At 64.0% G+C, this 23,816-nt stretch carries 23 protein-coding genes and 1 pseudogene; 16 read left to right on the plus strand and 8 right to left on the minus strand.

What is annotated here, in order from left to right; translation table 11 throughout:
• The 6 genes from FJ423_RS25605 to FJ423_RS25630 all read left to right on the plus strand — a co-directional run.
• On the plus strand, positions 1-1,101 hold a 1,101-nt coding region (locus tag FJ423_RS25605), incomplete at its 5' end, for an FAD-dependent oxidoreductase (protein ID WP_140845779.1).
• Positions 1,102-1,204: 103 nt separating this feature from the next.
• Entirely contained in the window at positions 1,205-2,092 is an 888-nt protein-coding gene (locus FJ423_RS25610; RefSeq protein ID WP_140845780.1) for an ABC transporter permease, read from the plus strand.
• Positions 2,089-2,907 (plus strand): ABC transporter permease, encoded by an 819-nt coding sequence (locus FJ423_RS25615; protein WP_140845781.1) that lies wholly within the window; start codon positions 2,089-2,091, stop codon positions 2,905-2,907. Before FJ423_RS25610 ends, FJ423_RS25615 begins: the two co-directional genes overlap by 4 nt.
• A 27-nt stretch (positions 2,908-2,934) precedes the next feature.
• Complete coding sequence (locus tag FJ423_RS25620; protein WP_140845782.1) at positions 2,935-4,005, plus strand: ABC transporter substrate-binding protein; 1,071 nt, start codon at positions 2,935-2,937, stop codon at positions 4,003-4,005.
• A gap of 206 nt (positions 4,006-4,211) precedes the next feature.
• The gene (locus FJ423_RS25625) at positions 4,212-4,820 is read left to right on the plus strand and encodes a cupin domain-containing protein (protein WP_140845783.1); all 609 of its coding nucleotides are present in this window, start codon (positions 4,212-4,214) and stop codon (positions 4,818-4,820) included.
• Positions 4,810-5,895: an ABC transporter ATP-binding protein gene (locus tag FJ423_RS25630; RefSeq protein ID WP_140845784.1), complete on the plus strand. Its 1,086-nt coding sequence runs from the start codon at positions 4,810-4,812 to the stop codon at positions 5,893-5,895. The genes FJ423_RS25625 and FJ423_RS25630 overlap by 11 nt, the downstream gene beginning before the upstream one ends.
• Before the next feature lie 16 nt (positions 5,896-5,911).
• Here FJ423_RS25630 and FJ423_RS25635 read toward each other — a convergent pair whose 3' ends face one another.
• Positions 5,912-6,610, minus strand: a complete 699-nt coding sequence (locus FJ423_RS25635) for a GntR family transcriptional regulator (RefSeq protein WP_181174900.1) — start codon at positions 6,608-6,610, stop codon at positions 5,912-5,914.
• A gap of 225 nt (positions 6,611-6,835) precedes the next feature.
• Here FJ423_RS25635 and FJ423_RS25640 point away from each other — a divergent pair, with 225 nt between their 5' ends.
• From FJ423_RS25640 to FJ423_RS25680, 8 genes are all read left to right on the plus strand, one after another.
• Positions 6,836-7,876 carry an ABC transporter substrate-binding protein gene (locus FJ423_RS25640; RefSeq protein ID WP_140845786.1) on the plus strand — a complete coding sequence of 347 codons (1,041 nt, stop codon included), beginning with the start codon at positions 6,836-6,838 and terminating at the stop codon, positions 7,874-7,876.
• Between the two features lie 135 nt (positions 7,877-8,011).
• Entirely contained in the window at positions 8,012-9,091 is a 1,080-nt protein-coding gene (locus FJ423_RS25645; protein WP_140845787.1) for an ABC transporter ATP-binding protein, read from the plus strand.
• Positions 9,088-10,011, plus strand: a complete 924-nt coding sequence (locus FJ423_RS25650; RefSeq protein ID WP_140845788.1) for an ABC transporter permease — start codon at positions 9,088-9,090, stop codon at positions 10,009-10,011. Before FJ423_RS25645 ends, FJ423_RS25650 begins: the two co-directional genes overlap by 4 nt.
• Positions 10,008-10,808 (plus strand): ABC transporter permease, encoded by an 801-nt coding sequence (locus FJ423_RS25655; RefSeq protein WP_140845789.1) that lies wholly within the window; start codon positions 10,008-10,010, stop codon positions 10,806-10,808. Before FJ423_RS25650 ends, FJ423_RS25655 begins: the two co-directional genes overlap by 4 nt.
• A gap of 21 nt (positions 10,809-10,829) precedes the next feature.
• The gene (ggt, locus tag FJ423_RS25660) at positions 10,830-12,416 is read left to right on the plus strand and encodes a gamma-glutamyltransferase (RefSeq protein ID WP_140845790.1); all 1,587 of its coding nucleotides are present in this window, start codon (positions 10,830-10,832) and stop codon (positions 12,414-12,416) included.
• A gap of 50 nt (positions 12,417-12,466) precedes the next feature.
• Positions 12,467-13,996, plus strand: coding sequence for an acyl--CoA ligase (locus FJ423_RS25665; RefSeq protein WP_140845791.1), 1,530 nt, complete (start codon positions 12,467-12,469; stop codon positions 13,994-13,996).
• On the plus strand, positions 13,996-14,973 hold the full coding sequence (locus tag FJ423_RS25670; protein ID WP_140845792.1) for a 2-dehydropantoate 2-reductase: 978 nt from the start codon (positions 13,996-13,998) through the stop codon (positions 14,971-14,973). Before FJ423_RS25665 ends, FJ423_RS25670 begins: the two co-directional genes overlap by 1 nt.
• A gap of 540 nt (positions 14,974-15,513) precedes the next feature.
• Positions 15,514-16,551, plus strand: coding sequence for a PIN domain-containing protein (locus FJ423_RS25680; RefSeq protein WP_140845794.1), 1,038 nt, complete (start codon positions 15,514-15,516; stop codon positions 16,549-16,551).
• A gap of 42 nt (positions 16,552-16,593) precedes the next feature.
• Here FJ423_RS25680 and FJ423_RS25685 read toward each other — a convergent pair.
• Positions 16,594-17,294 (minus strand): annotated as a pseudogene (locus FJ423_RS25685) (SOS response-associated peptidase).
• A 301-nt stretch (positions 17,295-17,595) separates the two neighbouring features.
• Here FJ423_RS25685 and FJ423_RS25690 point away from each other — a divergent pair.
• Entirely contained in the window at positions 17,596-17,949 is a 354-nt protein-coding gene (locus FJ423_RS25690) for a nuclear transport factor 2 family protein (protein WP_140845795.1), read from the plus strand.
• A gap of 97 nt (positions 17,950-18,046) precedes the next feature.
• On the opposite strand, the gene FJ423_RS25695 is transcribed toward FJ423_RS25690, so the two are convergent.
• On the minus strand, positions 18,047-18,526 hold the full coding sequence (locus FJ423_RS25695) for an SRPBCC family protein (RefSeq protein ID WP_140845796.1): 480 nt from the start codon (positions 18,524-18,526) through the stop codon (positions 18,047-18,049).
• Positions 18,523-18,876 carry a metalloregulator ArsR/SmtB family transcription factor gene (locus FJ423_RS25700; RefSeq protein ID WP_140845797.1) on the minus strand — a complete coding sequence of 118 codons (354 nt, stop codon included), beginning with the start codon at positions 18,874-18,876 and terminating at the stop codon, positions 18,523-18,525. Before FJ423_RS25700 ends, FJ423_RS25695 begins: the two co-directional genes overlap by 4 nt.
• Positions 18,877-19,051: 175 nt before the next feature.
• Here FJ423_RS25700 and FJ423_RS25705 point away from each other — a divergent pair, with 175 nt between their 5' ends.
• Positions 19,052-19,399 carry an ArsC family reductase gene (locus tag FJ423_RS25705; protein WP_140845798.1) on the plus strand — a complete coding sequence of 116 codons (348 nt, stop codon included), beginning with the start codon at positions 19,052-19,054 and terminating at the stop codon, positions 19,397-19,399.
• A 161-nt stretch (positions 19,400-19,560) separates the two neighbouring features.
• Here FJ423_RS25705 and FJ423_RS25710 read toward each other — a convergent pair whose 3' ends face one another.
• The 4 genes from FJ423_RS25710 to FJ423_RS25725 all read right to left on the minus strand — a co-directional run bounded on the left by FJ423_RS25710 (position 19,561) and on the right by FJ423_RS25725 (position 23,793).
• Positions 19,561-20,766, minus strand: a complete 1,206-nt coding sequence (locus tag FJ423_RS25710) for an integrase core domain-containing protein (RefSeq protein WP_140845799.1) — start codon at positions 20,764-20,766, stop codon at positions 19,561-19,563.
• A 347-nt stretch (positions 20,767-21,113) separates the two neighbouring features.
• Complete coding sequence (locus FJ423_RS25715; protein WP_140845800.1) at positions 21,114-21,470, minus strand: DUF488 domain-containing protein; 357 nt, start codon at positions 21,468-21,470, stop codon at positions 21,114-21,116.
• A gap of 26 nt (positions 21,471-21,496) precedes the next feature.
• Complete coding sequence (locus tag FJ423_RS25720; protein ID WP_140845801.1) at positions 21,497-22,753, minus strand: aminopeptidase; 1,257 nt, start codon at positions 22,751-22,753, stop codon at positions 21,497-21,499.
• 125 nt (positions 22,754-22,878) lie between these two features.
• Entirely contained in the window at positions 22,879-23,793 is a 915-nt protein-coding gene (locus FJ423_RS25725) for a LysR substrate-binding domain-containing protein (protein ID WP_140845802.1), read from the minus strand.
• Positions 23,794-23,816 lie beyond the last annotated feature (23 nt).

Here is a 23,816-nt window from a genome sequence, read left to right on the forward strand (position 1 = left end):
ATCGGGCAGGGCGCTTCGGGCCTCAATGGCGGCCAGGTCATCCCCGGCCTCAAATACGATCCGGAATGGCTGATCGAACACTTCGGCAAGGAACGCGGCGAAGCCCTGGTCGCATTCGCCGCCTCGACGGCCGATGCCGTGTTCGATGTGGTCCGCGACGAGAAGCTGGCCGTGCCGTTCACGCGCAACGGCTGGATCCAGGCCGCGCACACCGAGACCGCGCTCAAGGCAGCGGCGAACCGGGATCGCCAATGGCGCTCGCGCGGTGCCGACGTCAAATTGCTCGACCAGGCCGAGATCGCGGCGATGACCGGCGCCAAGGGCTATCTCGGCGGCTGGCTCGATCGTCGCGCCGGCGTCATCGACCCGCTGTCCTACACGCTCGAGCTCGCCCGCGTCGCGGCGGCCGCCGGCGCCCGAATCGCCGAGCAGCAGCGGGTGGTGAAACTCGCCAAGAATGCCAGTGCCTGGCGGGTTTCGACGCAAGGCGGCGCCGAACTGCAGGCCAAGTCGGTCGTGCTCGCCACCAACGCCTATACGGACGGCCTCCTGCCTGGTCTCGCGCAAACAATCGTGCCGCTGCATTCCTTCCAGATCGCCACCGCGCCGCTTCCGGCCGAGCTTGCTGCAAGCATCCTGCCGGGCGGTCAGGCCGTTTCCGATTCCCGTCGCATCCTGGTCTACTACCGAAAGAGCCCCGACGGCCGGATGGTGCTGGGCGGTCGCGGCCGCATGGCGCTGCCCTCAAGCGCCGCCGACTGGGCACATTGCGAACGCGCGCTCATCCGCCTCTATCCGGCGCTGGGCGGCATCGCCATCGAAAAGCGCTGGTTCGGCCGCGTGGCGCTGACGCCGGATCACCTGCCGCATCTGCATGAACCGGAAAAAGGCCTGCTCGCGGTTGTCGGCTGCCAAGGCAGGGGCGTCGGCCTGATGAGCGCGCTGGGCAAGCGCATGGCAAACTACCTTGCAAGCGGCGACGTGAGGCAGTTGCCGTTTCCGCTGTCGCCGATCAAGCCGATCCCGTTCCACGCTTTCCGCCAAGTCGGCGTCGCCGCGGCAATCACCTGGTACCGCATGCTCGACGCGTTCGAACGCTGACGCCGAATGCGTGCAGCGCACAAGCGAATCTGCTTGACAGTTTCATGAATATGAAAAAACATCAGGCGATTTCAAAAATCCGATGGAGCCAACAGGCACTTCGATGTCGACCATCGCCGCAACACGGCCCTTGCCGGAAAACCGCATCTCGCCGGTCTTCCGTTTCGCCATGCTGCTGCCGGGTGGGCTGGTCACCTTCTTTCTGATCCTGTTCGCGCTTGGCCTGGTGGTCTTTCTCGCCTTCAGGGGCAATGACGGCTCGCTGCTCGGGGTTGGCCTGACGGTCGAAAATTTCGTCACCGTGGCCACCGATCCGCTCTATTGGACGGTGACGCTGCGCTCGCTGGTCATCGCCGGCTTGGTGACGCTGGCGACCGTCGTCACCGCCTATCCGGTCGCCTACTATCTCGCCTTTCATGCCGGCCGCCGCCGCAACCTGCTGCTCTTCCTGGTCACGCTGCCGTTCTGGACCAGCTACCTTTTGCGCGTCTTCGCCTGGAAGATCGTGCTTGCCTATAATGGCGTTCTGAACTCGGCCTTCATCGAGACAGGCCTTTGGAAGGAGCCGACGCTCGCCTTCCTCAACACGCCGGCCGCGGTCGTGGTGACACTCGCCCACGCCTATGCGCCTTTCGCCATCCTGCCGATCTACGTGGCGCTGGACACGATCCCCAAATCGCTGCTCGAAGCAGCCTCCGATCTTGGCGCGCGGCCCTTCACCAGCTTCCGCCGCGTCGTGCTGCCCAATTCGATGCCGGGCGTTCTGGCGGCGGCGCTGGTCGTCTTCGTGCCGACGGTCGGCGACTATGTCACGCCGGCCATGGTCGGCGGTCCGGCCAGCACCATGATCGGCACGCTGATCCAGTCGCAATTCGGCAAGGCCAATGATTGGCCGTTCGGCGCCGCGCTCTCGGTCTGCGTCATGCTGGTCATCCTGTGCGTGGTGCTGGTCGCGCGCGGCGCCGACCGCCGGTTCGGCAGCCGCACATGAGCGCCCGGGCAGACATCAATAGCGACGGCCGCTGGCTCGGCGTCTACGTGCTTGGCTATCTCGTCTTCCTCTATCTGCCGGTGCTTTTGATCCCGCTGTTTTCCTTCAACAACTCGATCCAGGCGGCGTTTCCGTTGCAGGGTTTCACGCTTGAATGGTACCGGACGCTCTACGGCAATCCGGCGCTGTCCGGCGCCCTGGCCAACAGCCTGGTCATCGGGGTCATCGCCGCCTTCGGCGCGACGCTCTGCGGCATCACCGTTTCCTATATGGACCTCTACGGCCGCTCGCCGATCGCCGCCACCATCAGCGCCATCGCTCGCCTGCCGATCCTGATCCCCGGCGTCATCGTCGGCATCTCGCTTTTGATCCTGGTCAATCTGATCGGCCTCGGCCCGTCGCGCGTTTCGATCGTGCTCGGCCACATCCTCGTCGCGCTGCCGACGACGGTCGTGGTGATGCGCAGCCGCTTCGCCGCAATCCCGAAGACGATCCGCGAGGCGGCGCTCGATCTCGGCGCTTCCGACTGGACGACGTTCCGGCGCGTGATGCTGCCGCTCAGCTTGCCCGCCATACTGTCGGCCTTCATGCTCTCTTTCCTGATTTCCTTCGACGAGTTCATCGTCGTCTTTTTCCTCGCCGGCACCGAGCCGACGCTGCCGCTCTACATCTGGAGCCAGCTGCGCTTCCCGCGCTCGTTGCCGACCGTGATGGCGCTCGGCACGGTGATCCTCACTGTCTCCTTCATCATCGCGGGCACAGCCGAAATCCTTCGCCACCGCGGCCTCGGCGCTGCGCACCGCAATCCAGCCTGAACCACAACAAAGAAGAGGAGAACGAAAATGACAGTCCACCTGAAATCGATCGCCGGACACAAAGCCCGGGCTGGCCTTGCCGCGCTGGCGCTCGCGCTGTCGTCGACAGTCGCTCTTGCCGCCGACAAGCTGCAATATTTCACCTGGTCGGGCTACGAATTGCCCGACTTCAACAAGAGCTTCCTTGCCGCGCATCCCGATGGCGTCGAGGCGACGATCTTCGGCGATGATGACGACGCCTTCACCAAGGTCAAGGCCGGCTTCCGCCCGGACATCGCGCATCCCTGCTACGACAAAGTGGCGCGCTGGAACAAGGAAGGCCTGCTGCAGCCGATCGACACCAAGCGCATCAAGAACTGGGATTCGATCTTCCCGGTGTTCAAGAACCTGCCCGACTTGCAGGCCGGCGACGGCAAGGTGTGGATGGTGCCCTGGGATTGGGGCAACACCTCGATCCTCTACCGCACCGACCTGGTGAAGAACCCGGAAGCGAGCTGGAATCTTCTGTGGGACAAGCAATATGCCGGCCGCATGGCGACCATCGACGCCGTGCACGACACGCCGATCGTCGCGGCCCTCCTGGCGGGTGTGAACCCCTTCGACATGACGCCGGACCAGATGGACAAGGTGGCCGAAAAGCTTCGCGAGCAGCGGCCGCTGCTGTCGAGCTACACCACCGACATGACCTCGGTCGAGCAGGCGCTGGCCAGCGGCCAGCTGGTCGCCGCCATGACCTGGAACGCGTCCGCCACCTCGCTCAAGAAGCAGGGCGTGCCGGTCGAATTCATGAAGCCGAAGGAAGGCATGCTGACCTGGGCCTGCGGTTTCGTCATGCTCAAGGACGCCAAGAACGTCGATCTCGCCTATGACTTCATCAACAGCCGCCTCGACGCCGACTCCGGCAAGTTCCTGATCCAGTCCTATGGCTATGGCAGCTCCCTCTCGACCGCTTTCGCCGGCGTGTCGAAGGAGGAGCTGGAGAAACTGCAGCTGCCTGCCGATCCGGACGTGATGCTGAAGAGCACCATCTTCACCGGCCCGATGAAGCAGAATGACGATATGGCGAAGATGTTCGAGAAGGTGAAGGCCGGGGGATGACTAGCTCCCCCTTCTCCCCTTGTGGGAGAAGGTGGCCGCGAAGCGGCCGGATGAGGGGTGCTCCAGGGAACACAGACGTCTCACTTCGCTGGAACACCCCTCATCCGTCTCGGCGCTGTCGCGCCGATCCACCTTCTCCCACAGGGGGAGAAGGGGGAGCCTGGCGGCGCTGCATCACACCGGGGAAAGACAACAAGGACCAACGCATGGACATTCTTGACGAAGCGGCGGCAACGCCGAAAGACGATGCCGATATCCGCGTCGGCCGGCGCGTGCGGGCGCTCAGGCTAGAGCGCAAGCTGTCGCTGGCCGAGCTCGCGGCCAAGGCCGGCATCTCCATCGGTGCGCTCAGCCAGATCGAGCGCGGCATGTCCTCGCTACGCGTCAAGGTGATCTGGCCGCTGGCCGCGGCGCTCGACATCGAGCCGTCGGCGCTGATCGCCGACGGCAACGAGGCGGTCAACGATCTCTATTGCGTGCGCGCCGACAAGCGACGGCAGATTCCGGTGAAATCCGAAGGCATCGCCAAGGCGCTGCTGTCGCCGCCGGCCGCGACGCTGACCGGCATGCTGGTCACGGTCGAGGCCGGCGGCGGCACGGCGGAAGCCTACGCCCACGCCGGCCACGAGTTCGGCTTCGTCATGGCCGGCGAGGTCGAGCTGGTGGTGGACGCCAGCACCTATGTCCTCAAGGCCGGCGACAGCTTCGCCTTCAAGAGCACCCTTCTGCATGCCTTCCGCAATCCCGGCGCCGAGCGTTGCCAGATCCTCTGGGTCAACACGACAAAACCGTCCGAGGTGCGCGATGGCGCCTGACGCGCTCGTTCGGCTGCAGAAGGTTTCGAAGGTTTTTCCTGGCGGCATTGTCGGGCTTGATAATGTCGATCTCGACATCGCTCCCGGCGAGTTCCTGACCCTCCTCGGCCCTTCCGGTTGCGGTAAGACGACGAGCTTGCGCGTCATCGCCGGCTTTGAGAGCCCGACCAGCGGCGATGTGCTGCTCGACGGCCGCGACATCACCGGCCTGCGGCCCTTCGACCGGCCGGTCAACACGGTCTTCCAGGACTACGCGCTGTTCCCGCATATGGATGTCGCCGCCAATGTCGGCTTCGGCCTGTCGCTGCGCAAACTCACCGGCGCCGAGCAGGCCAAGCGGGTCCGCGAGGCGCTCGACATGGTAGGCCTTGTCGACAAGCTGCGCGCCCGCGTCTCCGAACTCTCCGGCGGCCAGCGCCAGCGCGTCGCCTTAGCCCGCGCCATCGTCTGCGAGCCGCGCGTGCTTCTGCTCGACGAGCCGCTCTCGGCGCTCGACGCGCATCTGCGCGAGCAGATGCAGGTCGAATTGAAGCGGCTGCAGTCGCGGCTGGGCACCACCTTCGTCATGGTCACGCACGACCAGACCGAGGCGCTGTCGATCTCCGACCGCATCGTCGTCATGAACAAGGGCCGCATTGAGCAGATCGCGCCGCCGGCCACACTTTACGACCGGCCTGCGACACGCTTCGTCGCCTCCTTCATCGGCACCATGAACTTGTTGCAGTCGCGCTTTCTCGGCCGCGACGGCGAGCGCCTGCGCTTTGCCGCCGGCGACCTGCCGCTGGAGGCGATCTCAGACGGTGGCGAGACGCCGGCCGCCGGCGACACGCGAACCATCGGCGTGCGGCCGGAAGATCTCCTGGTTGTCGGTGAAGCCGGCGAAGGTACCGCGCCGGCGCGCGTCAGCGGCGTCGTCTTCCATGGCCGCACGCTGCGCCTGCATGCCGAGCTCGGACAAGGCACAGCAATCGTCATCGATGCCCCGCGCCGCGCCGACGGTACTCAATTCAGCGTCGGCGACGTGGCGCATGTCAGCCTGCGGCGCGGCGCCAACTGCCCCATGCTTTCCAACTGATGGAACGGGCCTAGGCTCAAGACGCCTTGGCGAAGAATCCCTGATAGTCGGACTTGGCCTGCAGCAGGCGCAGGATGTTCTCGCGCGAGCCGCGCACATGCGCGCGGGCGCGCTCGCCGGCCAGCGCGACGTCGCCGGCGCAGATCGCGTCGACGATGCCGGCATGTTCCTCGCGGGTGAGCTTCCATTCGTCCAGCCACAGAAGCTCGGTCCACACATATTGCTGGCATTTGTCGAGGATGCCGCAAAGCATGCCGTAGAGCATCTCATTGCCGCTGATTTCGGCGATCACCCGGTGCAGGTCGATGCCGACCTGGAGCTCCGAGAATTTCTCCCGCGTGCTGCGATCCGGGATCGCCGCCAGCCGCTCGCATTCGGCGAGCATCTCGCGCAGACGTGCCTTGTCGGCGGCGGTGGCGTTGGCCGCCGCCAGCTCGGTCGCGCGCCCGTCGAGCATTTCGCGGATGTCGAAGGCCTCGCGGAACATGGTCAGGTTGAACTCGGCCACCACATAGCCCTGGCGCGGCCGCCCGATCACCAGGCCGTCGCGCTCCAGACGGTTGAAGGCCTCGCGCACCGGCGTGCGGCTCACCTTCAGGCGCTCGGCGATTTCGTTTTCCGTCACGCGGCCGCCCGGCGGAATCTGGCCGGTGATGATCAACGCCTTGAGCTTCTCGAACACCGAGTCGCGCAGCGTGTTCTTTCTCTCCTTCAAGCGTTCCGCCTCCAACGGTCAGTCTGGAATCACAGTTTAGTGCCTTTTAGCGCCTGCTTGAACAGACCGTTTCGGGGCGAGCCGCCGCTCCGAACCGTCTGCTTTTCCACCACCAAAACCCGATGTCCCATGTTGACATCGGCTTCCAGCGAATTACACTCAAAATTGTATACAAATTCGCATACCAAATCAACGATAACGGGAACACCGGTTGGAGAAGCGAAAATGACGAAGAGACTCTGTATTCACGGCTTGGCCGTCGCCGGCCTGCTGGCTACGGTCGCCGTTCCGGCCTCGGCCGCCGACACCATCACCGTCGCCTCGTGGGGCGGTACCTATCAGGAAGCGCAGACCAAGGCCTTCTTCGATCCGACGGCCAAGGAACTCGGCATCACCATCAAGCAGGACACCACCAACGGCCTCGACGACGTGCGGCTGCAGGTCACCGGCAATGCCGTCAAATGGGACATCACCGAACTCGGCGCCGACGAATGCGCGCGCGGCTCCAAGGAAGGCCTGTTCGAGAAGCTCGACTACAACGTTATCGACAAGAGCGGCATCAACCCGAAGCTTGTCCACGATGATTGGGTCGGCATTTCCTACACGTCGGTGGTTTTGATCTATCGCACCGATGTTTTCGGCGACAAGGGCCCCAAGACCTGGGCCGATTTCTGGAATGTCGAGAAATTCCCTGGACGCCGCGCGCTTTCCGGCAGCCAGGCGACGGAGACGCTGAGCGTCGCCGCACTCGCCAAGGGCATTCCGATCGACAAGGTCTATCCGGTCGACATAGACGGCGCGCTGCAATCTGTCGACAAGGTCAAGGGCCATATCGATGCCTGGTGGACCTCCGGCGCGCAGGCCATGCAGCTCGTCAAGGACGGCGAGGTCGACATGGCGAGCATCTGGAACGGCCGCGCCGGCACCTTGAAGAAGGAAGGCGCGCCGGTCAGCTTCTCCTTCGATCAGGGCGTGCTCACCGCCGACTGTATGGTCATCCCGAAGGGCTCGAAGAACAAGGACGTCGCCATGAAGGCGCTGGCCAAATTCGTCAGCCCCGACCTCCAGGCCAACCTGCCGCTCTATGTCGACAATGGCCCGGCCAACGAGAAGGCTTTCGAGACCGGCAAGATCCCGCCGGAGCGGATCAAGGACATCAATTCCGCGCCGGAGAACGTCAAGAAGCAGGTGCTGCAGGATCCGGCCTTCTGGCGCGACACCCTCGTCGAGGCGACCGAGAAGTTCAACAACCTGATCCAGCAGTAACGCTAAGCAATTCCAGGAAAAGTGCGCAGCGGTTTTCCGTCCGAAATTGCGTAACAAGAAACTGTCGGAGCGGCTTCTGATACGCCGCTCCGCATCGTTTCGCGAAAAATGACCCGGAGTTGAAGGAGATGCTCTTTGTCTCTCGCGCAGTCCGCGCTTCCCATAGGCATCAGCGGTATCGAGAAGCGCTTCGGTGCTGTCTCCATCCTCAGCGACCTCAGCCTCGACGTGGCGGCGGGCGAATTCCTGACGCTGCTCGGGCCGTCCGGCTCGGGAAAGACGACGCTCTTGATGATCCTGGCCGGCTTCGTGCGGGCCAATGCCGGCTCCATCAAGGTCGGCGGCGAGGAGATCATCACCATGCCGCCGCACAAGCGCAATATCGGCATGGTGTTCCAGAACTATGCGTTGTTTCCGCATATGAACGTCTTCCACAACATCGCCTTTCCGCTGAAGCAGCGCCGCGTGTCGACGGCCGAAACGGCCGAGCGTGTCGAGAGGGCGCTGGACCTTGTGCAACTGAAAGGCCTCGGCGAGCGCCGTGTCGACCAGCTCTCCGGCGGCCAGCGCCAGCGTGTGGCCTTGGCCCGCGCCATTGTCTTCGAGCCACGCATCGTCTTGATGGACGAGCCGCTGTCCGCGCTCGACAAGAGCCTGCGCGAGCATATGCAGATCGAGCTGCGCAACCTGCATCGTCGGCTCGGCATGACGACGGTCTACGTCACGCACGACCAGCGTGAGGCGATCACCATGTCGGACCGCGTCGCTGTCATGAATGCCGGACGCATCGAGCAGATCGATCAGCCCGAGATCCTCTACGCCAGGCCGAAAACGAAGTTCGTTGCCGGCTTCATCGGCGAATCCAGCTTCATTCCGGTTGAATGCCGCAATGGCGGCGTCTGGCATGAAGGCAACAAGCTGCGCATGAAGGATCCAATGCCGTCCTCGGGCCGGCACCTGATGGTGGTGCGGCCGGAGAAGCTGCGCCTGATCGCTGGCGAACAGACTGGCGACATCAATGCACTGCCGGCAACGGTCGGCGACGTCATCTATCAGGGCGACAGCTTCGTCTGCTATGCGACGCTCAAGGACGGCCGGCAGGTGATTTTGCGCGACTATTGCCGTTCCGAGGTGTTGGCGAGACTGCCGGCGCCAGGCGAACCGATAATGCTCGGCATTGACGCGCAGGATGTGGTGCTGGTGGCGGACCAATGAGTACCGCGTCCGTAAGCCTCGACCACGCCGGGCGGCCCAATGGGGCGCTCAATACCGATGCCTTGCGCGCCGACGCGCGGAGGGAAGCGCGTGGCCTGCTCGCGCTTTTGTCGCCCGGGCTGCTTCTGGTCTTCGCCGTGATCATCATACCGATCGGCTGGCTGTTCTGGCTTTCGCTGTTCGACGAAAGCGGACAGCTCAGCGCCGCCAATTATGCGCGCTTCTTCGAGCAGGCCTCCTACATCAAGACCTTCGTCACCACCTTCAAGGTGGCCTTCGTCGTCTCCGGCGCCTGCGTGCTCTTCGGATATCCGCTGGCCTATATGCTGTCGCAACTGCCGCGCCGCGCCGCCGGGGTCTGCCTGATCTTCGTCATCCTGCCGTTCTGGACCTCGGTGCTGGTGCGCACCTATGCCTGGCTCGTCATCCTGCAGCGCAAGGGGCTGGTCAACACATGGCTGATGGATCTCGGCGTCATTGGCCAGCCGCTGCCACTCGCCAACAATTTCGCCGGCGTCGTCATCGGCATGACCCACATCATGCTGCCCTTCCTGGTGCTGCCGCTCTACGCCTCGATGAAGACCATCGACGTCGACTGCTTGCGCGCCGGCATGAATCTCGGCGCCAGCCCGGCCGCCACCTTCTGGCAGGTCTTCTTCCCGCTGTCGCTGCCCGGCCTGGCCTCGGGCGTGGTCATCGTCTTCGTGCTGTGCCTCGGCTTCTTCGTCACCCCGGCGCTGATGGGCGGCGGCAAGGTCATCATGTGGGCGATGCGCATGGAGCAGACCACCAGCCTCTATTCCAATTGGGGCGCGGGCGCCGCCCTCGGCGTCGTGCTGCTCGCCGTCACGCTGGCGCTGCTTGGCCTCTTCCATTGGCTGCTCGGCGCCCGCGCCACCGGGGTCTGGAGCCAGCGATGAGCATGGAAAATGCCCTGCCCATCTCGCATCGGCAACGCCTTTGGCTCTACGCGCTCGGCGGCCTTGTCATGCTGTTCCTGATCGCCCCGTCGGTGATCATCGTCATCATGTCCTTCTCCGGCTCGTCGCTCTTAGAGTTCCCGCCGCAGGAATGGTCGCTGCGCTGGTATGAAAGCTATTTCGGCTCGGTCGAATGGCGCGACGCCACCATCGTATCGGTCAAGGTTGCGGTGATGACGGCGATCGTCGCAACGCTGCTGGGCACCGCCGCAGCCTACGCCATCAACGCCCGCACGCTGCGGCTGACCGGCGCGATCAACGCGCTGCTCACGGCCTCGCTGATCATCCCGGTCATCCTGATCGGCATTGGCACCTTTTTCCTCTATGCCCGCATCGGCCTCAACAACACACTGACCGGTCTTGTCATCGCGCACACAGTGCAGGCGCTGCCGCTGGTCGTGCTGACCGTGCTTTCGGGGTTGCGCTCCTACGACATGAACCAGGAGATGGTGGCGCGCAGCCTCGGGGCCGGCCGCTTCTCGGCCTTCTTCCAGGTGACGATGCCGCAGATACGCTTCTCGATCGTCTCCGGCGCGCTGTTTGCCTTCATCACCTCCTTCGACGAGGTGGTGGTCTCGCTGTTCATCTCCGGCGGCGAGACCACAACCCTGACGCGGCGCATGTTCAATGCGTTGCGCGATCAGATTGATCCGACGATTGCCGCCATTTCGACTTGCCTGATCGTGCTATCGATCATCTTGTTGTCCGCCGCCCAGCTTTTCGGCCGCGGACGTTGATACAAGGATACCCAGACCCGCATGCGTGATTTCCAGTTTCCCGGCCGCTCGCCGGTCCGCGCCATCGAGGCGATGGCCGCGACCTCGCATCCGCTCGCTACGCTTGCGGCCATCAACATGCTGCGCTCCGGCGGCAACGCGATGGACGCTGCGGTCTGCGCGGCCGCGGTGCAGGCCGTGGTCGAGCCGCAGTCGACCGGCATCGGCGGCGACTGCTTTGTCCTCTACTGTCCGAAGGGTGACGCCAACGTGCTTGCCTTCAACGGCTCGGGCCGTGCGCCAAAGGCCGCGACGGTCGACTGGTATCTGGATAAGGGGTTCAGCGAGCTTCCGAAGCAGGGTCCGCACGCGGTCACCATCCCAGGCGCCGTCGACGCCTGGTGCCGGCTGCTGGAGGATCATGGCCGCAAGGGTTTGGCCGACGCGCTCGCTCCGGCCATCCGTTATGCGGAAGAAGGCTATGTCGTGCACGACCGCGTCGCCTTCGATTGGGAGGATCCCGAGACCGACCTGACGGCTGACGAGGTGGCCACGCGCATGTTCCTGCCAGGCGGCAAGCCGCCGAAGGCCGGCGATGTTCATCGCCAGCCGGAGTTGGCCGAGACCTTACGCATCATCGCTAGGAAAGGTCGCGCCGGATTCTATGAAGGCGAGGTCGCGGACGATCTGGTCGGGCGGCTTCGCGCGCTCGGCGGCCTGCATACGCTCGACGATTTCGCCGCCACCAAGGGCGATTACCGGACCCCGGTCAGCACCTCCTATCGCGGCTACGACATCCACCAGATGCCGCCCAACAACCAGGGCCTGACCGCGCTTCTGATGCTGAACCTGCTCTCGGGCTTCGAGCTGGGCAAGCTCGATCCGGACGGCGCCGCGCGCCTGCACCTCGAGATCGAGGCCGGTCGGCTCGCCTATCAGGATCGCGATATGTTTTTCGCCGACCAGGATCATGTCGATGTTCCGGTCAAGGCGCTGCTTTCCGGCGCCTATGCCGACAGCCTGCGCGCCGCGATCGATCCCGAGCGCGCCATGACCGATCTGCCGCGTCTCGATCTTCCCGGCAGCGACACGGTCTATATCAGCGTCGTCGACGGCGACCGCAACACGGTGAGCTTCATCAACTCGACCTATTATTCGTTCGGCAGCGGCGTTGTCGGCCCGAAGACTGGGGTGGTGCTGCAGAACCGTGGCTCGAGCTTCCGCCTCGATCCGAAGCACCCGAATGTGATAGCGCCCGGCAAGCGGCCGATGCACACGATCATGCCGGGCATGATGACGAAGGATGGCCGCGCCCTCATGCCTTTCGGCGTCATGGGTGGCGGCTATCAGCCCTTCGGCCATGTGCATCTTTTGACCAACATGATCGACTTCGGCATGGACCCGCAGCAGGCGATCGATGCGGCGCGCGTTTTCTACAACCACGACGTCGTCGAGGCCGAGCGAAGCGTGCATCCCGAGGCCATCGAAGGCCTGCGCCGGCGTGGACATCGCATTGTGGAGCCCGACCATCCGCTGGGCGGTGGGCAGGCGGTGCTGATCGATTGGGAAAAGGGCACGCTGACCGGCGCATCCGATCCGCGCAAGGACGGCCTGGCGCTCGGATATTGAGCAGGCCTTTGCTGGACATAAGCCGATCGTTCGAAACATAGTCTGGAACCATGACAAACAGCGAAAACGCCACGGATCTCGCCCATCGTCTTGCCCCCGGCGCCGACGACGCGCCGGCCATCGCCGCGCCCGAACGGACGGCACTCTCGCATGGCGGGCTGCGCCGCCTAATCCGCGATACCGTGGCGCGCTTGAACGCGCTCGGCATCGGCCGCGGCGACCGCGTCGCCATCGTGCTGCCGAACGGCCCGGAAATGGCCACATCCTTCATCGCGGTGGCGGCGGCTGCGTCCACCGCCCCGCTCAACCCGGCCTACCGGGCCGACGAGCTCGATTTTTATCTCAGCGATATCGGCGTCAAGGCGATCCTCGTCGGCAAGGACGAGCAGAGCCCTTCGGTAGAAGTCGCCGAGCGCCTCGGCATCCCGGTGCTGCGGCTGGTCGTGCCGGAGGGCGCGCCGTCTGGAACCTTCACGATCGAGGGTGAGCCGGTTGGATCGCCGGTCTCGTCTGGCTTCGCCGCGGAAAGCGATGTTGCGCTGCTGCTCCACACCTCCGGCACGACGTCGCGTCCGAAACTGGTGCCGCTCAGCCACGCCAACCTTGCGGCGTCGGCGGCACATATCGGCGCGACGCTCGGCCTGACACCGGCCGACCGCTGCCTCAACATCATGCCGCTGTTCCACATCCATGGGCTGATCGCGGCGGTGCTCTCCTCGCTCGCCGCGGGCGGCAGCGTCTTCTGCACACCGGGCTTCAACGCGCTGCGCTTCTTCCAGTGGCTCTCCGAAGCGAAGCCCAGCTGGTACACGGCCGTGCCCACCATGCATCAGGCGATCTTGCCGCGCGCCGCCCGCAATCCCGAGCAGCTCGCCGAGGCGAAGCTGCGCTTCATCCGCTCGTCGTCGGCTTCGCTGCCGGCGCAGGTGATGGCCGAGCTGGAATCCACCTTCGGCTGCCCGGTGATCGAGGCCTACGGCATGACGGAGGCCGCGCATCAGATGGCGTCCAACCGTTTGCCGCCCGGACTGCGCAAGCCCGGCAGCGTCGGTGCGTCGGCCGGACCGGAAGTCGCCGTCATGGCGCCGGACGGTCGATTGCTCAAACCCGGCGAGGTCGGCGAGATCGTCATTCGCGGACCGAACGTCACGGCAGGCTACGAGAAGAACCCGGATGCCAATGCCAGCGCCTTCGCCCATGGCTGGTTCCACACCGGCGACCAGGGCGTGCTCGACGAGGACAGCTATCTGCGCGTCACCGGCCGGCTGAAGGAGATCATCAACCGCGGCGGTGAGAAGATCTCGCCGCTCGAGGTCGACGGCGTCTTGATGGATCACCCGGCCGTGGCGCAGGTCGTCACCTTCGCCATGCCGCATGACAAGCTCGGCGAAGAGGTGGCGGCGGCCGTCGTGCTGCGCGAAGGCAAGAGCGCCAGCGAGGCCGATATCCGTGGCTTTGCATCGACCCGGCTCGCCGACTTCAAGGTGCCGCGCAAGGTGGTGATCCTCGACGAGATCCCGAAAGGCGCGACGGGCAAGCTGCAGCGCATCGGGCTGGCGGCCAAGCTCGGACTCGGCTGATGCGCGTTACAGTCTTTGGCGCCGGCGCCATTGGCGGCTATCTCGCCGCCAAGCTCGCGATCGCCGGCTCGGTCGATCTGTCGATCGTGGCGCGCGGCGCGCATCTGGAAGCGATCAAGGCCGGCGGCCTGCGCCTGATCGAGGACGGCAAGGAAACCGTGGCGCAGGTGAGGGCGGCGGCACGCGCCGAGGAACTCGGCGTGCAGGACTATGTCGTGCTGGCGCTGAAGGCGCATTCGCTGGCCCCGGCGCTGGACGAGATTGCGCCGCTCTTGGGCGAGGGGACAGTCGTCGTCACCATGCAGAACGGCGTGCCGTGGTGGTACTTCTACAAGGCGGGCGGCGCGCTCGAAGGCACACGGCTCGACGCGGTCGATCCAGGTGGCGCGATCTGGCAGCGCATCGGACCGGAGCGCGTCATCGGCTCGGTCGTCTATCCAGCCGTCGAGGTCGATGCTCCAGGCCTGATCCGTCATGTCGAAGGAACGCGCTTCTCGCTGGGCGAGCCGTCGGGGAAGAAGAGCGAGCGAGCCGCCGCGCTTGCCCGCGAAATGGTCAAGGCCGGGCTGCAGGCGCCGGTGCGCGAGGACATCCGCTCGGAGATCTGGGTGAAGCTTTGGGGCAATCTCTCCTTCAATCCGATCTCGGCACTGACCGGCAGCACGCTTGCGGCCATCGTCGCCGACGAAGCCACACGCGCCGTCGCCCGCGCCATGATGCTGGAGGCGCAGGCGATCGGGGAGAAGCTCGGCGTGCGCTTCCTTATTCCCGTCGACCGGCGCATCAAGGGCGCCGGCGATGTCGGCGAGCACAAGACCTCCATGCTGCAGGACCTCGAGCGCGGCCGTCCGATGGAGATCGACGCGCTGGTCACCGCTGTGCAGGAGCTCGGCCGCCTGACCGGCCAGCCGACGCCGACCATCGACACCGTGCTGGCGCTGGTACGGCGGCTGGCGATCGAGCGCGGGTGTTATTAGAGGAACGCCGGTCCTGAAAATCCGCCGCTTCACTCCGATAGCTCTAATTGCCACAATGAACAAAAATAGAACAAAAGGGCCTGGCCTGAATTGACTCCGCGAGGAACACATTCCTATTTCGTGGTCCATGCCGGAGCCCAGCAGCCGAACCCGACGCGTCGTCCAGACGCTGAGCCGCGCCCATGACATTGGGCAGCTGATCCGCGTCCGCTGCATCAACTGCAACATCACGCGCCACTACCTCCCAGGAGACCTCCTCAAGCTCATGGGGGACATTCCGTTCTGGGATGTCGAGCGGCACATGCGGTGCGATCGCTGCAAGCGGCGGGAGTTCGATGTGGACATTCTTCTGCCTAGCGCGGTGCAACGCGTGAAAATACGCGTGAGGCGGCTTGTGGGAGTCCGTACGGTGCGGCGGGTGATGTGGAGCGATGAATAGCAGCATAGGGCGGCTTGTTGTAAAGCAGGCCACAAGGGCAAGGATAGCGGCTCCCGGATACCTCGGTTATCGGCTAAGAATACTGCCGAAAGGACGCATCGATGCTCCGCATTCTCGTTGACACTTGCGTGTGGCTAGACCTCGCGAAGGACTATCGAAACCAGCCGGTTGTCGCTGCCCTGGAGGACCTCCTCAACCATCCTGACTTTGGGCTAATCGTGCCGCAGACAGTCCTAGACGAGTTCGCTCGGAACAAGGAGAGGGTTGCCGCCGATGCGAAACGAAGTCTTCAATCCCACTTCAGCCTCGTCAGGGACGCCGTGCGACGTTTCGGAAACGAGAAGGACATCGATCCGACCATCAAAGCCCTGAACGAGGTGGATCACGCGGCGGTCTACAAAGGCGAGGCTGTGAACGAATCCTTTGAGCGTATCGAGCGGATGCTCCAGGCAGCAGAGCCGATCGCGGCAACGGAGTCGGTCAAGGCCCGAGCGGCTGATCGCGCCCTCCGTGGGTCGGCTCCCTGCCACCGCCCTAAGAACAGCATCGGAGATTCCATCATCATCGAGACCTATGCTGAGCAGATGGCTCCGGTCGCTTCTTGGGACGATGAGTTTGCCTTCGTCACGCACAACAAGGCCGATTTTAGTGAGGAAGCGGGCGACCACCGCCAACCACATGCCGATTTGCTGCCGCTGTTCGACGGCGGTCGCTCGACATTCTGGATTTCGCCGGCGGACATGCTTAACGACCTAGACCAGGACTTGCTGGCGAACTACGACCTTCAGCTATATGGGGCCACCCAGGTCCGAGGGTTCTCTGAAATTCGCGAGGCCGAACATCTGCTTTACAAGCAGGTCTGGTACAACAGGCACCAGAACCTGCGCATCAGTATTGAGCGAGGAAAGACGAAAATCGTTTCTGGTGCAGAGTGGTCGGCTGCGGAACCACGCCGCCGCCAGACGCTAATTACCCAAGGCACTTGGAAGCTTGCCCGCGAGGCCGCGAACCGGACCGAGCAAGAGGTCGGAATTCAGAATCTCGGTCCCTGGGACGACTTCGAATGGGGCATGATCAACGGGAAGCTCTCAGCGCTGCGCTGGGTTCTAGGCGACGATTGGGATATGCTAGACACGTGAGGCTTGGGATTTTCAGAGGTGCGCTCGGGCACATCCCACCATCTAGAACAATGAACCCTGAGCGGGAGCCTGCTGCGGAAACTTGATCTGTGTGGCCGGCTTCTCGACTGTCACCAGGCATCGTCCGGGGCTGTCCGCTGCATGTGCCGCGCTTCAGACCACGGGGCGGTGAGCCAGGTCTCCACCTCCTCCTGTGTGGTCAGGATCACCGGCATAGCCTTCTCGTGGATAGGCTTGATGAGGCGGTTGGGCTCGGTAGTCAGAAAGCCATAGACCTCGTGATCTGCCGGAGCGTCTTTCGCCTTTCGCATCCCGTGCCAACGTGTCCAGAGCCCGGCGAAAAAGAATAACGGGCGGTCCTCGTTCAACGCAAACCAGTAGTTCTTTTTGATGCCTGTCTCAGGGTCTTTCACATCGACTGGGCTCGGTTCCGCGAAGCTCGTCACGGGCACCACGCAACGATGCTCGACCCCGAGATACGGTTGCCAATGAAAGTAGTTGGTCTTGCGAATGTTAGTGGTCCCGTAGTCTGCCTTTCCTTTCACTCGCTCGGGCGGTGACGGCATCCCCCAGAGCAGCTTGGCAAGCTCCCGCTGGCCATCAGGGGCGTTGCGGACCACAGCGCCCGGCATATTGGGGTACACATCCAGCGAGGGCTCAAGGTTGCCCATGATGTCCCGCATGGCGCGGGTCCACTCGCGGATCGCGTCCTGGCTGGTGGTGATGTTGTAGAGGTTGCACATGCCCTAAGATGCCCCAGCGATCGTTCGCAATCCAGAAACAAAAATGGCCAACGGACCTGTCGGTCGAACATGCCTGCAACTCGACCCCTCTAAGGGTCTTCTGTTGGGGCTATCACGTGGCCGGCCAACCGGCCGAGCACCATGGTCCAATGGTTGCAAGGCGTTGGCGGGAACTGGATCGTTGGCCTTTGATGGCGCGGCGCCACCATCCTGACACGATTTGTCACCTGTGGAGGCGGCCGTCAGTGGCAGGCGAAAGATCGATACCTACCTGATGTCTTGTCCAAACCGGGAGGGAATCATGACCACTGCGGAAATTGCCAAGGATTTCACCGAGCTCCTCAAGCGGGGCGACAGCCACGGCGCTGCCGCGAAGTACAATGCCGACGACATCGTCAGCTACGAGGCGATGGAAGGGCCGATGGCCGTCTGCAACGGCAAGCAGGCCGTCAAGGAAAAGAGCGCCTGGTGGGAAGCCAACCACGAGGTTCACGGCGGCTCGATCGAGGGGCCTTATGTCAATGGCGACCAGTTCGCCTTGCGCTTCAGCTTCGACGTGACGCCCAAATCGACCGGCGAGCGCGTCAAGATGGACGAGGTCGGCCTTTACACGGTCAAGAACGGCAAGATCAGCGAAGAGCGTTTCTATTATTGAGGCTTGCCGGCATTCGGCTGCGCACGCCTTTCACAGCATGATTTAAAAGATCAGGCATGACGGCCTCGGATGATGTCCAGGCCGCCATGTCTGCTTCTCAAATCGTCTTCACGTAATCCGCAAGCTGGTCGGCCACCGTGCCCCAGCCGTCGAAGAAACCCATCTTCTCGTGGCTGTTGCGCGTCGCCTCGTCGCGGTGGATGGCGGTGGCGGTGTAGCGCGTTCCCTTGCCCTCGGGCGTCAGCGCGATGACCGCGGTGATGAAGGGTTCGCCGGACGGCCGGTAGCCCGGCAGCAGCGCGTCGGTCCACACCAGTCGTTCGTTCGGCACGATCTCGAGATAACAGCAATGGCGGTCGCTCACCTCCTTGCCATCGGGCGACTGCATGCGCGTGCGGAACAGGCCGCCGGGCCTGAGGTCGATCTCGCAGTCGGTGATGATCCATGGCTTCGGCGTGAACCACTGCTTCACATGCTCCGGCCTCGTCCAGGCGCGCCACAAGAGTTCGCGCGGCGCGTCGAGAAAGCGCTCCAGCGTCAGATCCAGTTTGGGGTTCGGCTTGAACGGATAGCTCACTTTTCACTCTCCTTGAGGTTCATCACATAGGCGTCGAACTGGTCGAGGCGGCGCTCCCACAGCGCGCGCTGTTCGGCGAGCCAGTTTTCGGCAAGCCTCAGCGGCTCGGGCGAAAGGCTGTAAGTCCTGACGCGTCCGGCCTTTTGCGACTGCACCAGCCCGCAACCTTCCAGCACCTTCAGGTGCTCGACGAAGGAGGGCAGCGCCATGCCGAAGGGCTCGGCCAGCTCGCTGACCGAGGCAGGGCTCCTGTTCAGCCGCTCCACCACGCGCCGGCGTGTCGGATCGGCCAGCGCGCGAAAGATGCCGTCAATGGGCGGCGGGTTCTGGCTTGTTGTCTGCAGGCTCATAGCTGTTCCTTCCGCGACCGTCCGGCGGGCGGGCAATCTTTACGAGAAAATACTTAGGAAAAAACCTTAATATTGGCAAGAGCCAAAATCGCACCGGAGCAAAGGCGCTGGCAAAGCTTGTGGGGCCGGCCTAGGCTTCCGCCGGATTCGAAAGCCCATCTGACAGAGGCCCGCCTTGACCATCACCATGTACGGCATCACCACCTGCGACACGATCAAGAAGGCGCGCGTCTGGCTGGAAAGCCATGACGTACCATATCGCTTTCATGACTACCGGGCAGAGGGGATCGAGGCCGACAGGCTCAGCGGTTGGGTCGGCCGGGTCGGCTGGGAAAAGCTGCTCAACAAAGGCAGCACCACGTTTCGCGAGCTGCCGGAAGCGGACAAGGCCGGGCTGGACGAGAAGAAGGCGAAGCAGCTGATGCTCGCCAGGCCGACGATGATCAAGCGGCCGGTGCTGGAGGTGGGGGATCGGGTGTTTGTGGGATTCAAGCCGGAGGTTTATGAAGAGGCGGTGAAATAGTGCGCGACCGCGAAGCTGCCAATCTCCCCTTGTGGGCTACGGCATGCATGGCAGCTTGGCGTATGCATCGTCTAATGTAGCGCTGGTCGACCCCCACTCCGTCTCGGCTTCGCCGAGTGTCCAGCCGATAGATGGGTAACACTTTGAACCGGATACATGGGTTACAGTTTTCCCCCTAAGTTGTTGTCCGCCGCGGTGCCGTCTGGTCGGGGTTGGACGGCACTGCGGCGGACCAGTTTCTTGTGTCGACCGTCGATGAAGCCGAGCGGATGGGCATAGAAGTGGAGCGCCCATTCACCCTCCTCGGTCTCGGTCGCGGCAACCGCTTCCCCGGCCAGGGTCTTCGAGACGTAGATGAAGTCGCCGTTCCACTTGATCTCGCCGTTTTGGCGCACGCTGCGCACCGCCGCCTCGGTGGGGTAGTCCGGTTCGGGTATCGTCTTGGGCATGGGTCGGGTTGATGGACGGTAGTGCTGTGCCGGCGTGTCCATGCGCAGCGCCTCATGCGGGCGCAGCTCGTTGTATTCGCGTCGGAAAGCCTCGAACGCCTTGGCCTGCGCTGCCCGGTCGGCCGCCGGCTCCTTGGCCAGTGGCAGCATGGTCAGGTGGAAGCGCTCATGGCATCCATTCTGCTGCGGCTTGCCCGGCTTGATGCGCTCCAAGACTATGCCGAGCTTGATGAAGCGCACCGCCAGCGGCGTCAGCCCGCTGAGACCGGCCGACGCGAACGGCGCGCCATTGTCGCTTCTGAACCGATCCGGCAGGCCGTTTTCCTCAAAGGCTCGCTCAAACACCGGCCAGGCTTCATCTTCCGACGTCGAGCCGGTCGCCGCCAGCGCCAACAGATAGCGGCACGCCCCATCCATCACCGTCAGCGGCTCGCAGCGCCAGCCGTCTGCGGTCCGGAACCAGCCCTTGTGATCTCCCGTCCAAAGCGCGTTCGGTCCCTCGGGCTCCGGCCATGGGCCGTTGCCCGCCGCCCTCCAGCGGGCGCGGCGCCGCCCGACAAGACCATGCCGCTTCAGGATCTCGCCAGCCGTCGAAACCGCCGGCCAGCCGCATGTTGGCTCGGCCCGCTTCAGCCGCGCTATGATCTTCTTCGGCCCCCACAGCGGATGCGCCTCCTTCTCCGCCAAGATACGCTCCACCAGCTCCGCTGCCGTTGCCCGGCCGTGCTCGAGCGGCGCCCGCGGCCGGTCGTGAAGGCCTTCCGGGCCGAACTCCCGGTAGCGTCCAAGCCATTTGTAGCCGGTCTTGCGCGAGATCTCGAAGGCCGCACACAACTGCGTCATCGCATCCTCGCCAGAAAGGCACTCCACAACAAAACGTAGCCGCTCATCCATGATGCCAGTCTCTCGCCAAACCATCGCCGGTCCTCCCGGCTGGCAAGAAAACTGTCACCCATCTAATCGGTCCATTCTGTTACCTATCTATCCGGTTCGGACACGAGCCACCTCTCCCCCGATCGATGGGGGAGAGGAAAGGCGCCAAGCTTTTTGCCGTCAACGCTCGTCCGCAAGGCTCCCTTCCTTTCCCTCCGGAGGGGGGAAAGGTGGCGCTGCGAAGCAGCGACGGATTGGGGGAACCACGTGGCAATCAAGCCTCGGCCTGATCCGTTACGCCTGTCACACAAGACGTGTGCATAGTCTAGCCATTTCATGGGGAGATGTCAGGCAGGACAGAGAGGGGGCGAAGGAACGCTACGTCTCGATAATTATGCGTGGGCTTCCAAATACCCCGCCAGCGCCACCGCATTGTTGTGCGCCTCGTCATGCGCGCCGTAGAGCAGCGTCACCTTGCCCTCGCGCACTAGGCCGCGCAACTGTGCCACCGCCTCGCTATTTGCATCAAGCTCGGCCCGATATCGCTTCTGGAACTCGGCCCAGCGCTCGGGCTCGTGCCCGAACCATTTGCGCAGCTCGTCGCTCGGCGCGATCTCCTTCAGCCACAGCGTCAGTTCGGCGTCCTTCTTGCTGATGCCGCGCGGCCAGAGCCGGTCGACCAGCACCCGCTGGCCGTCGGCTTTCGCCGGCGGTTCATAGACAGGCTTCACCGCAATGTCGAAGGCCATCCTATCTCTCGTTGGCGAGAGAGCTGTTACGCCCACTCGCCCTTGCGCATCACCGGCACGCGGCCGCCATCCTTGCTCACGCCGTCAATGTCGATCTTGTCGGAGCCGATCATCCAGTCGATGTGGATGAAGCTCTTGTTGCCGCCGCGCTCCGCGATCTCGTCCTGGCTCAGCGACGCGCCGTTGACGAAGCATTTCGAATAGCACTGCCCGAGCGCGATGTGGCAGGCGGCGTTCTCGTCGAACAGCGTGTTGAAGAACAACAGCCCGCTCTTCGCGATCGGCGAGGAATGCGGCACCAGCGCCACCTCGCCGAGACGCCGCGCGCCTATATCGGTGTCCAGCACCTTCTGCAGCACGTCCTCGCCCTTCGAGGCCTTGGCCTCGACGATCCGCCCACCCTCGAAGCGCACCGAGATCTCGTCGATCAGCGTACCCTGATAGGAGAGCGGCTTGGTCGAGGAGACATGGCCCTCGACACGCCTCGCATGCGGCGTAGTGAACACCTCCTCGGTCGGGATGTTCGGATTGCAGGTGATGCCGTTCTTCGCCGTCGAAGCGCCGCCCATCCATTCATGGCCGTCCGCCAGCCCGACGGTCAAGTCGGTGCCCGGTCCGGTGAAATGCAGCGCGTGGAAACTGTGCTCGTTGAGCCATTTCGTGCGCTCGGCCAAGGCGGCGTTATGCGCCTTCCAGTTGCCGATCGGGTCCTCGACGTCGACCCGCGAGGCCGAGAAGATCGCGTCGGCGAGCTTGACGACCGCGACGTCGTCGGGTTCACCCGGAAACACCTGTTTAGCCCAGGCAAGGTCGGGATAGGCGACAATGTTCCAGTTGATGTCGAAGCCGGTGATCTTCTCCAGCGCCGGCTGGTAGGCCATCGAGTTCGCTTTGTTGGCGCGCGCCACCTTGGCCGGATCCTGCGACGAGAGCAGCGACGGATCCTCGCCGCGCACGGCGAGCCGCGCCGCATTGTTGGAGAACGCCTTCGCCATGCCTTCATAGAGCCAGCCGGCGGCGCGATCGAAGCCGGCGTCCGCCCCATAGCGAAAACGCGCCAGCGTGATCTCGTCGTCGTTGAAGATGGGCGTCACCAGCCCGGCGCCGGCCTTATAGGCGTGCTCGACGATGCGGCGGGTCAGCGGCAGTGCCGCGATCGAGGAGGTCAGCACCAGGTCCTGACCGGGCTGCAGCTGCAGCCCGACCTTGACGGCGACTTCCGCCAGCCGGTCGAGCTTCACCGGGTCGATGCTTGCCGAAACGCCGCGCGAATGTGTGGTCATGATCCTGCCTGCTATTTGTTGGGGTTCTCATCCTTACATAGACCGCTGCGATTGACCTTTCCACAGCGATCGACTGGGCCTGCTCTCAAGCAGGACGAACCGCGGCATTGAAAAGTGCGGAGCGGTTAGGCGGCGCTGTCCAGCGCCCGGAACTGCGCCATGGTCGCCTCGATCTCCTCGCGGATCCAGGCCTTGAAGTCGCGCACCTTGCGGCTTTCGCTCTTGGTGGCCGAGGTCACCAGCCAGTAACCCAGCCCGCTTTCGGCTCGCACACCGAAGGGCGCGACCAGCCGGCCGTCGGCCAGCGCGTCGGCGGTGAGCAACTGCCAGGCGAGCATGACGCCATGGCCGGCGATCGCCGATTCCAGGCAAAGCATCGGATCGGTGAAGCGCGCCCCTTTCTGGAAGGTGACCGGCTCGACGCCGGCCGCCTCGAACCAGCCGTCCCAGCTGAACATCGCCCGCTCGTCGGTGATGGCGCAGGTCTGCGCCAGATCGCCGATCGACTTCAGCCTGGCAGCGATCGAGGGCGCGCAGACCGGAAACACTTCCTGGGCAAGCAGGAGCTCGGCGCGCCCGCCCGGCCATTTGCCATCGCCAAGCCGGATGGCGATATCGATGTCGGACCGGTCGAGATCGGCGACCTTGGCCGAGGCGTCGATGCGCAAAAGCACATTCGGATGGCGCGCGAAATGCCGCGACAACCGGGGCAACAGCCATTTCGAGGCGAAAGCCGGCGCCACCGAGACGACCAGCGTGCATTCGTTGGCCTCGTCGGCCAGCGCCACGGCTTGCGCAAGCTCGCGGAAGCCGGCGCAGAGCCGCGTCGTGAAGACGACGCCGAATTCCGTCGGCACGAGCCCGCCCGGCGTGCGTTCGAACAGCGCCTGTCCCAACTGTTTTTCCGTGCGCTTGACCTGCTGGCTGACGGCGCTGACCGAGACATTCAACTCCGCGGCCGCGCCCGCCAGCGATCCCAGGCGGGCGACGGTTTCCACGGCGCGCAGGCCGTTGAGATGGACGCGGTTCAGCATAGCCATCCAGTTTTTCTAAAGTGAACGGA

It is taken from the genome of Mesorhizobium sp. B2-8-9 (genome assembly GCF_006439475.1).
Classification (GTDB): Bacteria; Pseudomonadota; Alphaproteobacteria; order Rhizobiales; family Rhizobiaceae; genus Mesorhizobium.

Bases quoted from the DNA above. Each gene is read 5' to 3' on its own strand.
- FJ423_RS25610 (WP_140845780.1), top strand. From the start codon at position 1,205: ATGTCGACCATCGCCGCAACACGGCCCTTGCCGGAAAACCGCATCTCG.
- FJ423_RS25615 (WP_140845781.1), top strand. From the start codon at position 2,089: ATGAGCGCCCGGGCAGACATCAATAGCGACGGCCGCTGGCTCGGCGTC.
- FJ423_RS25620 (WP_140845782.1), top strand. From the start codon at position 2,935: ATGACAGTCCACCTGAAATCGATCGCCGGACACAAAGCCCGGGCTGGC.
- FJ423_RS25625 (WP_140845783.1), top strand. From the start codon at position 4,212: ATGGACATTCTTGACGAAGCGGCGGCAACGCCGAAAGACGATGCCGAT.
- FJ423_RS25630 (WP_140845784.1), top strand. From the start codon at position 4,810: ATGGCGCCTGACGCGCTCGTTCGGCTGCAGAAGGTTTCGAAGGTTTTT.
- FJ423_RS25640 (WP_140845786.1), top strand. From the start codon at position 6,836: ATGACGAAGAGACTCTGTATTCACGGCTTGGCCGTCGCCGGCCTGCTG.
- FJ423_RS25650 (WP_140845788.1), top strand. From the start codon at position 9,088: ATGAGTACCGCGTCCGTAAGCCTCGACCACGCCGGGCGGCCCAATGGG.
- FJ423_RS25655 (WP_140845789.1), top strand. From the start codon at position 10,008: ATGAGCATGGAAAATGCCCTGCCCATCTCGCATCGGCAACGCCTTTGG.
- ggt (WP_140845790.1), top strand. From the start codon at position 10,830: ATGCGTGATTTCCAGTTTCCCGGCCGCTCGCCGGTCCGCGCCATCGAG.
- FJ423_RS25665 (WP_140845791.1), top strand. From the start codon at position 12,467: ATGACAAACAGCGAAAACGCCACGGATCTCGCCCATCGTCTTGCCCCC.
- FJ423_RS25670 (WP_140845792.1), top strand. From the start codon at position 13,996: ATGCGCGTTACAGTCTTTGGCGCCGGCGCCATTGGCGGCTATCTCGCC.
- FJ423_RS25680 (WP_140845794.1), top strand. From the start codon at position 15,514: ATGCTCCGCATTCTCGTTGACACTTGCGTGTGGCTAGACCTCGCGAAG.
- FJ423_RS25690 (WP_140845795.1), top strand. From the start codon at position 17,596: ATGACCACTGCGGAAATTGCCAAGGATTTCACCGAGCTCCTCAAGCGG.
- FJ423_RS25700 (WP_140845797.1), bottom strand. From the start codon at position 18,876: ATGAGCCTGCAGACAACAAGCCAGAACCCGCCGCCCATTGACGGCATC.
- FJ423_RS25710 (WP_140845799.1), bottom strand. From the start codon at position 20,766: ATGGTTTGGCGAGAGACTGGCATCATGGATGAGCGGCTACGTTTTGTT.
- FJ423_RS25715 (WP_140845800.1), bottom strand. From the start codon at position 21,470: ATGGCCTTCGACATTGCGGTGAAGCCTGTCTATGAACCGCCGGCGAAA.
- FJ423_RS25720 (WP_140845801.1), bottom strand. From the start codon at position 22,753: ATGACCACACATTCGCGCGGCGTTTCGGCAAGCATCGACCCGGTGAAG.
- FJ423_RS25725 (WP_140845802.1), bottom strand. From the start codon at position 23,793: ATGGCTATGCTGAACCGCGTCCATCTCAACGGCCTGCGCGCCGTGGAA.